This is a genomic window from Cellulosimicrobium cellulans, from assembly GCF_042723955.1.
In the GTDB taxonomy this organism is placed as follows: domain Bacteria; phylum Actinomycetota; class Actinomycetes; order Actinomycetales; family Cellulomonadaceae; genus Cellulosimicrobium; species Cellulosimicrobium cellulans_H.
On the sequence record NZ_JBHXIC010000107.1, the window covers coordinates 3842 to 12920 of the forward strand.

Sequence of the window (9079 nt, forward strand, 5' to 3'; positions counted from 1 at the left end):
CGTGCCGCTCGTGCCGGAGACGGCGGCGTTCCAGGAGTTCTGCAGGCTCTGGCCGGAGCCGGTGCGGATGGTCACGGTCCAGTCGGACGCGCCCGACACCTGGAAGGTGGTGTTGAAGCGGTCGCCCCAGGAGTCGCCCCGCGTCACGGTCACGGTGCAGGAGCCGTCCCCGCCCGGGTTCTCCCCGGGCCCGCCGGGGGTCCCGCCACCGCTGTTGAGCTGGTCGAGCACGGCGGTGTAGGCGGCCTTCTTGTTGCCGTTGCCGTCGAACAGCAGCGGCGTGCCGGACGCGCGCCACGAGTCGGTGTCCCGCACGCCCCAGACGGTGATGCCGGTGCAGCGTGACACGGCCATGCACGCCTGGACCACGCCGCGGTACTGCTCGGCCTGCGACGAGCCGGAGCCCTCGATGTCGAGCTCGGTGATCTGCACGTCGACGCCCAGGTCGGCGAAGCTCTGGAGCGTGGTGTGGTAGTTGCTCGGCACCGGGTTGCCCGAGTTGAAGTGGGCCTGGAAGCCGACGCAGTCGATCGGCACGCCCCGCGCCTTGAAGTCGCGGACCATGGAGTAGACGGCCTGCGTCTTCGCGTGGCTCCAGTTGTCGGTGTTGTAGTCGTTGTAGCAGAGCTTGGCGCCCGGGTCGGCGGCGCGGGCAGCGCGGAACGCCGCCTCGATCCAGTCGTTACCGGTGCGCTGCAGGTTCGAGTCGCGGCGCGCGCCCGAGCCGCCGTCGGCGAACGCCTCGTTCACGACGTCCCACGCGTAGATCTTGCCGCGGTAGTGCGTCGCGACCTGCGTCACGTGGTTGAGCATCGCCTGGCGGAGCGCGGAGCCCGACATGTTCTGCATCCAGCCCGGCTGCTGCGAGTGCCACGCGAGGGCGTGCCCGCGCACCTGCTTGCCCCGGCTCGTCGCCCAGCTGACGATCTGGTCGCCCTGGGAGTAGTTGAAGCTGTTCTGCGACGGCTCCGTCGCGTCCATCTTCATCTCGTTCTCGGCCGTGATCATGTCGAACTCGCGGTTCGCGATGGTCGAGTACGTCGAGTCGGACAGCCTGCCGGCCGCGAGGGCGGTGCCGAAGTAGCGGCCGGACTCGGCGGCCGCGGCCTCGAGGGTGGAGCCGGCTGCCTGGGCGGAGCCCACGCCGACTCCGGTGGTGATGAGCACGGCAACGAGCGCGGCCAGGGCGGCCGACCTCCTGCCGTTCGTGCTGCGCAAGGGTAGTGCTCGGGTCATCGTCGATCCTCTTCCTCCCGGGGTGGACCTCCGTTGGCCCACCAGCGCGAACAACGTGCGCGAGTGACGCTAGTCACACGGCGACGCTGTGGCAATCGTTATCGATAACGTTTTACATCGTGGGACAAACGCGACAGCGGTGACAGGGCCGCGCGGGTGAGGGTGGAGCGTCAGGTCTGCGGCGGTGCCGTGCTCTCGCGCACCACGAGTTCGGTCGCGAGGTCGAGGCGCTGGTTCATGGGCCGGCCGCCCTTCGCGAGGTCGAGCAGCATGCGCGTCGCCGTCCCCGCCATCTCGTGCAGCGGCTGGTGCACGGTGGTCAGCTCGGGGCCGATCCAGCCCGCGAGCGGGAGGTCGTCGTAGCCGACGACCGACAGGTCCTCGGGGATCCGCAGACCGAGTTCGCGCGCGGCGCGCAGGACGCCGAGGGCCTGCATGTCCGACCCGGCGAAGATCGCCGTCGGGCGGTCGGGGAGCGAGAGCAGCGCCTTGCCGTGCTCGTACCCGCCGTCCACGTAGAAGTCTCCGTAGCGCACGAGCCCGGGGTCGACGACGATCCCCGCCTCGTCGTGCGCGCTGCGGTAGCCGTCGATGCGGGCGCGGCTGCACAGCACGTCCGAGGGGCCCGAGATGATCGCGACGCGCCGGTGGCCGAGGCCCAAGAGGTGGCGCGTCGCCGAGAGGCCGCCGCTCCAGTTGTTGGACCCCACGGTCGGTACGCCCGCGGGCTGCTCGCCCTCGGTGTCGACGACGACGAACGGGATGGAGCGGGACTCGAGCTGGTGCCGCTGGGACTGGTCGAGGCTCGACAGGACGAGGAGGACGCCGAGCGGGCGGCGCGCAAGGACGGCGTCGAGCCAGTCCTGGGGCGGCCGGTGCTCGCCGCCGAGCTCGGAGAGCACCACGCCCACCTTGGCGGCGGCCGCCGCCTCCTCGACGCCCCGGATGATCTCGATCGACCACGCGGAGTCGAGCTGGTGGAACACGAGGTCGATCAGGGGCGTCGGCGTCGCGGGGGCGGACCGGCGGCGCCGGTACTGGTGTCGCTCGAGCGCGGCCTCGACGCGCGCCCGGGTGGCCGCCGCGACGTCGGGGCGGCCGTTGAGCACCTTGGACACCGTGGGCACGGACACGCCGGCCTCCGCGGCGATCGACGCGATGGTCGCGGGGCCGCCCGTGGCGGTGCCTCGGTCCTGCGCTGGCATGGCGCTCCTCGTGCTGGTCGCAACTTTCGAGTCGAACCGTAGCACTTGTGCGCGGCGCTCGTCCGTTGCTGAGACGGGTGATCCTCGCTGGTATCTCAGGCGTCCTGGCGACGAAGCCGCCGCGAGCGACCGTCACCGAACTGTGACCCGAGTCTCGCTTGACGACGCATCGCTCGCCGGTCTAGCGTCCCGGACCAATGGGTATCGGAACTGTTACCGATACTTTCGAAGACCACGATGCCGTGGACGCCCGACCACCGGGCGAGGCACGACGACGTGACCGAACCGAGGACCACGATTGACGACGCAGACGACCCCGACCGCCCCCGCGCGGCACGAGGCGACGACCACGGAGCCGTGGCGCGACGCGCGGCGGGGCGCCGACGAGCGCGCCCGGGCGCTCGCCGCCGCGATGATGCTCGAGGAGAAGCTCGCCCAGCTCGTCGGCGTGTGGGTCGGCGCGGACGCCTCCGGCGGGGGCGTCGCGCCGCACCAGGCCGACATGACGGGCCACGTCCCCACCTGGGAGTCCGTCATCGAGCACGGGCTCGGTCAGCTCACGCGCCCCTACGGCACCGCGCCCGTCAGCCCCGAGGCCGGGGCCCGTTCGCTGGAGCGGTCGCAGCGCGACCTCGTCGCCGCCAGCCGCTTCGGCATCCCCGCCCAGGTGCACGAGGAGTGCCTCGCCGGGTTCGCCGCCTGGCGCGCGACCGCCTACCCCGTCCCGCTGTCCTGGGGCGCGAGCTTCGACCCGGAGCTCGTCGAGGCGATGGCCGCGCGCATCGGCGCGAGCATGCGGGCCGCGGGCGTGCACCAGGGGCTCGCGCCCGTGCTCGACGTCGCGCGCGACCACCGCTGGGGCCGCACCGAGGAGACCATCGGCGAGGACCCGTACCTCGTCGGCACGGTCGGCGCCGCCTACGTGCGCGGGCTCGAGTCGGCCGGCGTCGTCGCGACGCTCAAGCACTTCGCCGGCTACTCCGCCTCGCGGGCGGGCCGCAACCTCGCGCCCGTCGCGATGGGCCCGCGCGAGTACGCCGACGTCATCCTGCCGCCGTTCGAGACCGCCGTGCGCCACGGCCGTCCGCGCTCCGTCATGCACGCCTACACGGACGTCGACGGGATGCCGTCGGCCGCCGACCGGGGGCTCCTCACCGGCCTGCTTCGTGAGACGTGGGGCTTCGACGGCACGGTCGTCGCGGACTACTTCGGGGTCCGCTTCCTCGAGACGCTGCACAAGGTCGCCGCCGACGGGACCGACGCCGCGCGCCTCGCGCTGCGCGCCGGCGTCGACGTCGAGCTCCCGACGGTCGACGCGTTCGGACCCGCACTCGTCGAGGCCGTGCGCCGCGGCGACGTGGAGGAGTCCCTCGTCGACGAGGCGCTGCACCGCGTGCTCCGGCAGAAGGTCGAGCTCGGGCTCCTCGACCCCGGCTGGGAGCCCGTGCCCGACGGCGGCGCGGGCCTCGAGCTCGACGACGCGGCGGGGCGCGACCTCGCGCTGCGCCTCGCGCGCGAGGCGGTCGTGCTGCTCGCGGACGACGGCGGCGCGCTGCCGCTCGCGACCGGGGCGCGCCTCGCCGTCGTCGGCCCGCTCGCGGACGACCCGATGGCGATGCTCGGCTGCTACTCCTTCCCCGCGCACGTCGGCGCCCAGCACCCCGAGGTCGAGACCGGGATCGAGATCCCGACGGTCCTCGCCGAGCTCGGGTCGCGCTTCGACGTCGTGCACGCCCGGGGCTGCGACGTGACCGGGACGGACACGACCGGCTTCGCGGCGGCCGTCGAGGCGGCGCGTGGCGCGGACGTGTGCGTCGTGGCGGTGGGCGACCGGGCCGGGCTGTTCGGGCGCGGGACCTCGGGCGAGGGCTGCGACGCCGCCGACCTGCGGCTGCCCGGCGTCCAGGAGGACCTCGTGCGTGCGGTGCTCGCCACGGGCACGCCCGTCGTCCTGCTGCTCCTCACCGGCCGGCCGTACGCGCTGGGCGTGCTCCTCGACGAGCCGACGCCGCCCGCGGCGGTCGTCCAGGCGTTCTTCCCCGGCCAGCTCGGCGGTCGGGCGGTGGCCGAGGTGCTCGCCGGCGAGGTGTCGCCGTCGGGCCGGCTGCCCGTGAGCGTCCCGCGCGACCCCGGCGGCCAGCCCGCGACGTACCTCTCGGCGCCGCTCGGCCTGCGCTCCGGCGTCTCGAGCGTCGACCCGACGCCCGCCTTCCCGTTCGGCCACGGCCTCTCCTACGCGACGTTCGCGTGGGAGGGCGCGGAGGTGGTCGGCGCCGCGGCGGGCGGGCCTGCCCCCTGGTCGGTCGAGGGCGAGGCCCGGGTCGAGGTCACCGTGCGCAACACCGGGACCGTCCCGGGCGCCGACGTCGTGCAGCTCTACCTGCACGACCCGGTCGCGCAGGTGACGCGGCCTGTCGTGCGCCTCGTCGGGTACGCGCGCGTCGCGCTCGACCCGGGCCAGGCCGCGACCGTGTCGTTCGTCGTGCCGGCCGACGTCACGTCCTTCACCGGGGCGGACGGGCGCCGGGTCGTGGAGCCCGGCGACGTCGAGCTGCGCGTCGCGCGGTCCAGCGCCGACGTCGTCGCGACGCTCCCGCTGCGCCTCGTGGGACCCGAGCGCGAGGTCGACCACACGCGCCGCCTCGTCACCGACGTGCGGGTCTCCGGGCCCGCGACCGACCCGGCCGCGCCGGGCACGTACCGCGAGAACGATCACGAGGAGGTGAGCGTGGGATGACCCTGGACCAAGGCCCCGTCGACGTCGGCGAGGCCACCACCGTCGCGAGCGCCGTCGCAGCGGCCGAGCACGCGCGGCCCGGCGAGCCCGCGGGCGACGGCGGCCGCGCACGTCGGCAGGCCCGCCGACGCAAGGCCGGCGTCGTCCCGTGGCGCGTCGCGCTGCGCAAGGACTGGCGGCTGTACACGTTCCTCGTGGTGCCCGTGCTGTTCCTGCTGGTCTTCCGCTACCTCCCGATGCTGGGGAACGTCATCGCGTTCCGCCGGTTCCGTCCGGGCGGCAGCGTGTTCGGCGACGAGTGGGTCGGCTTCCGGTACTTCGAGATGTTCATCCAGAACGCACAGTTCTGGCAGGTGTTCTGGAACACCGTCATCCTCGGGCTCCTCACGCTGCTGATCTGCTTCCCGCTGCCGATCGTCTTCGCGCTCCTGCTCAACGAGCTGCGCTCGCGCCGGTTCAAGAAGATCGTGCAGACGGTCTCCTACCTCCCGCACTTCATGTCGATCGTCATCGTCGCGGGCCTCGTGCTCCAGCTCACCTCGGTCAACGGCACGGTCAACCAGATCGTCGAGGCGTTCGGGGGAGACCCCGTCGCGTTCATGCAGCAGCCCGAGTGGTTCCGCACCATCTACGTGTCGTCCGAGGTCTGGCAGACCGTCGGGTGGGGGACGATCCTCTACCTCGCGGCGCTCACGACGATCGACGACCAGCTCTACGAGGCGTCGCGCATCGACGGCGCCAACCGCTGGCAGCAGACGTGGCACATCACCCTGCCGGGCATCCGCCCCACGATGATGGTGCTCCTCATCCTCAACATCGGCTCCTTCATGGCGGTCGGGTTCGAGAAGGTCCTGCTGCTGCAGAACCCGCTGATCTACTCCACGGGCGACGTCATCTCGACGTACCTGTACCGCGTCGGCATCCAGTCCGCGCAGTTCTCCTACGGGACCGCGATCGGGCTGTTCGAGGCCCTCATCGGGCTCGTGCTCGTCCTCTCCGCGAACGCCGTCTCGCGCCGCCTGACTGGAGCCTCGCTGTGGTGACCGACCCTCTGTCCGCGACGCCGGACCTCACCGCCGTCCGCCGCGAGGGCGGCACGATCAAGGACACGGGCGGCTACCGCGCGTTCCGCGTGGTCAACGGGCTCGTCCTCGCCGTCGTGTGCGTCGTGACGCTCTACCCGTTCGTCAACCTCGTCGCGAAGGCGTTCTCGTCCGAGGGTCAGATCGCGGCGGGGAACGTCAACCTCGTGCCGCGCGGGTTCAACGTCCAGACGCTGCAGTACGTGCTCAGCGACGCCATGTTCTGGACGAACTACAAGAACACGGTCGTCTACACGGTCGTCGGCACGATCATCGCCATGGCGCTCACCACGACGTACGCCTACGCGATCAGCCGCCGCCACCTCAAGGGGCGCAACGCGTTCATCGGCATCGCGGTGTTCACCATGTTCTTCGGCGGCGGCCTGATCCCGAACTACATCCTCGTCGCGGACGTCCTGGGCATGCGGAACACGATGTGGGCCGTCGTGCTGCCGGGCGCGATCTCCGTGTTCAACCTGCTCGTCATGAAGTCGTTCTTCGAGAACTTCCCGACCGAGCTCGAGGAGGCGGCCGCGATCGACGGGCTGTCGACGTACGGGATCTTCGGCCGCATCGTGCTGCCGCTGTCCAAGGCGGTCATCGCGACCATGACGCTCTTCTACGCGGTGGGCATCTGGAACTCGTGGTTCGGGGCGTTCCTGTACCTCGACAAGAAGGAGCTCTTCCCGGTCACCGTCTACCTGCGCAACCTCATCGCCGCGGCGACCGGGCCCGGCTCGCAGGAGGCGGTCCAGATCGGCTCGAACATCCAGTCCGTGACGATGCTGCTCACCGTCCTGCCCATCGTCTGCCTGTACCCGTTCGTGCAGAAGTACTTCGTCTCCGGCGTGATGCTCGGCTCCGTCAAGGGCTGAGCCGCGCCAACGCCTGCACCGCGCCACCGCCTGCACCGCGCCACCGCCTGCACCGCGCCACCGCCTGCACCGCGCCACCGCCTGCACCGCACGACCCGCACCACCGCACCGCACCACCCGCACCTCAGCGACGTCAGAGCGACGAAGCTCGAACCCGAGGAGAGAGATGAGAACGATCCGGATCCCGGTCGCCACCGTGGCGACCGCGACCACCCTGGCCCTGGTCCTGACCGCCTGCAGCGGCGGGGGCGGCGACACGCCCGATCCCGAGGAGGGCGGGGGCGGCGCCGTGACGATCGACGCCGAGCACTCCGTGGGCGCCATGGAGGACTTCGAGGTCGGCACGACCTTCCAGGCCACGGAGCCGGTCGACTTCTCGCTGATGTACCGCGACCACCCGAACTACCCGGTGAAGGAGGACTGGTCGATCTTCCAGAACCTGGAGGCCAACCAGAACGTCACCTTCACGCGGACCGACGTCCCGCTGGCCGACTGGGACAACAAGAAGGCGCTGCTCATCGGCGCCGGCGACGCCTCCGACCTCATCCCGGTGACCTACCCCGGCCAGGAGGTCCAGTTCGTCTCCGGCGGGGCGATCCTGCCCGTCTCGGACTACCTCGAGTACATGCCGAACTTCGCCGACAAGGTGGAGAAGTGGGGCCTCGGGGAGGAACTCGACGCCAAGCGCCAGGCGGACGGCAAGTACTACCTCCTCCCGGGCCTGCGCGAGATCCCGGACGTGCAATACTCGGTCGTCGTCAACGACGACCTGTTCCAGAAGGCCGGCATCACCGAGGAGCCGGGGACCTGGGACGAGTTCGCGGAGCAGCTCGCGACGGTGAAGGCGGCGAACCCCGACCTGTCGTACGCGATGACCGACCGCTGGACCGACACGCAGCCGCTCGGCGCGATGCTCCAGTACATCGCCCCGAACTACGGCACCGAGGGTGGCTGGGGCTACTCCAACACGTGGTTCGACGAGGAGTCCGGCGAGTTCCAGCTCACCGGCACGACGGACGCGTACAAGGACATGATCACGTACGTCGCCGGCCTGACCTCCGACGGCCTGCTCGACCCCGAGATCACGCAGAACGACGACCAGGCGATCCAGAAGTTCGTCAACGGCGAGGCCGCCGCGATCTCCGGCAACACGCAGGAGATCACGGCCTACCGCAGCAAGCTGGCGGAGGCGGGCAAGGACGTCACGCTGCGCATGATCGTGCTGCCCGACGGGCCGTTCGGCGGGATGCTCGCCGGGAGCCGGCTGTCGTCCGGCCTCATGATCTCGAGCGAGGCGGCCGAGAAGCCGTACTTCAAGGCCCTGCTCCAGTTCGTCGACTGGCTGTACTACTCCGACGAGGGCATCGAGTTCGCCCAGTGGGGTGTCGAGGGCGAGACGTACAGCAACGAGGGCGGCACCCGCACGCTCCCGGCCGACATCGGCTGGAACGCGCTCAACCCCGACGCACCGAAGAAGCTCAACGCCGACTTCGGGTACAGCAACGGCGTGTTCCTGCTCGCCAACGGCTCCTCGAAGGAGCTGCTCCAGTCCGTCATGACGGACGAGACGAAGGCGTGGACCGACGCCGTGCTCGAGCGCAAGGAGATGCTGCCGGTCAAGCCGGCCGCGAGCCTCGACGAGCTCGAGCTCGAGCAGACGTCGCTCCTGGACACGCAGATCAAGGACGCCGTGATGGCGGCGACCGCGGGCTTCGTCACCGGTCAGCGTCCGCTGAGCGAGTGGGACGCCTACGTGTCCGAGATCGACGGGCTCGGTGGCACGCAGCTCATCGACACCTACAACGCGGCGCTCGCCCGCTCCGAGGGCTGACGCCCACCGGGGGGGGGGGCGGCGCGGCCCCCCCCCCCCGCGACCGGGGGGGGGGGGGGGGGGCGGGCAGGGCGCGCGGCGCGGGGGGGCGGGCGCGCGCCCGCCCCCGCCCC

Annotated in this window: 6 protein-coding genes; 4 read left to right on the plus strand and 2 right to left on the minus strand. The window is 71.6% G+C overall.

Annotated elements, in window-relative coordinates; translation table 11 throughout:
• Window positions 1-1236 (minus strand): glycoside hydrolase family 10 protein (locus ACFWH7_RS19020; protein WP_378218898.1); only part of this gene is annotated, 1236 nt, incomplete at its 3' end.
• A 170-nt stretch (window positions 1237-1406) separates the two neighbouring features.
• Complete coding sequence (locus ACFWH7_RS19025; RefSeq protein ID WP_378218900.1) at window positions 1407-2441, minus strand: LacI family DNA-binding transcriptional regulator; 1035 nt, start codon at window positions 2439-2441, stop codon at window positions 1407-1409.
• 298 nt (window positions 2442-2739) lie between these two features.
• Between ACFWH7_RS19025 and ACFWH7_RS19030 the strand changes: the two genes are divergently transcribed.
• The 4 genes from ACFWH7_RS19030 to ACFWH7_RS19045 all read left to right on the plus strand — a co-directional run bounded on the left by ACFWH7_RS19030 (window position 2740) and on the right by ACFWH7_RS19045 (window position 8966).
• Window positions 2740-5178 (plus strand): beta-xylosidase/alpha-l-arabinosidase, encoded by a 2439-nt coding sequence (locus ACFWH7_RS19030; RefSeq protein WP_378218902.1) that lies wholly within the window; start codon window positions 2740-2742, stop codon window positions 5176-5178.
• Window positions 5175-6221, plus strand: a complete 1047-nt coding sequence (locus ACFWH7_RS19035) for an ABC transporter permease (RefSeq protein WP_378218904.1) — start codon at window positions 5175-5177, stop codon at window positions 6219-6221. Before ACFWH7_RS19030 ends, ACFWH7_RS19035 begins: the two co-directional genes overlap by 4 nt.
• Complete coding sequence (locus tag ACFWH7_RS19040; protein ID WP_141389411.1) at window positions 6215-7135, plus strand: carbohydrate ABC transporter permease; 921 nt, start codon at window positions 6215-6217, stop codon at window positions 7133-7135. Before ACFWH7_RS19035 ends, ACFWH7_RS19040 begins: the two co-directional genes overlap by 7 nt.
• 166 nt (window positions 7136-7301) lie before the next feature.
• Entirely contained in the window at window positions 7302-8966 is a 1665-nt protein-coding gene (locus ACFWH7_RS19045; protein ID WP_378218906.1) for an ABC transporter substrate-binding protein, read from the plus strand.
• Window positions 8967-9079 lie beyond the last annotated feature (113 nt).

Bases quoted from the DNA above. Each gene is read 5' to 3' on its own strand.
- ACFWH7_RS19045 (WP_378218906.1), top strand. From the start codon at position 7,302: ATGAGAACGATCCGGATCCCGGTCGCCACCGTGGCGACCGCGACCACC.
- ACFWH7_RS19025 (WP_378218900.1), bottom strand. From the start codon at position 2,441: ATGCCAGCGCAGGACCGAGGCACCGCCACGGGCGGCCCCGCGACCATC.
- ACFWH7_RS19035 (WP_378218904.1), top strand. From the start codon at position 5,175: ATGACCCTGGACCAAGGCCCCGTCGACGTCGGCGAGGCCACCACCGTC.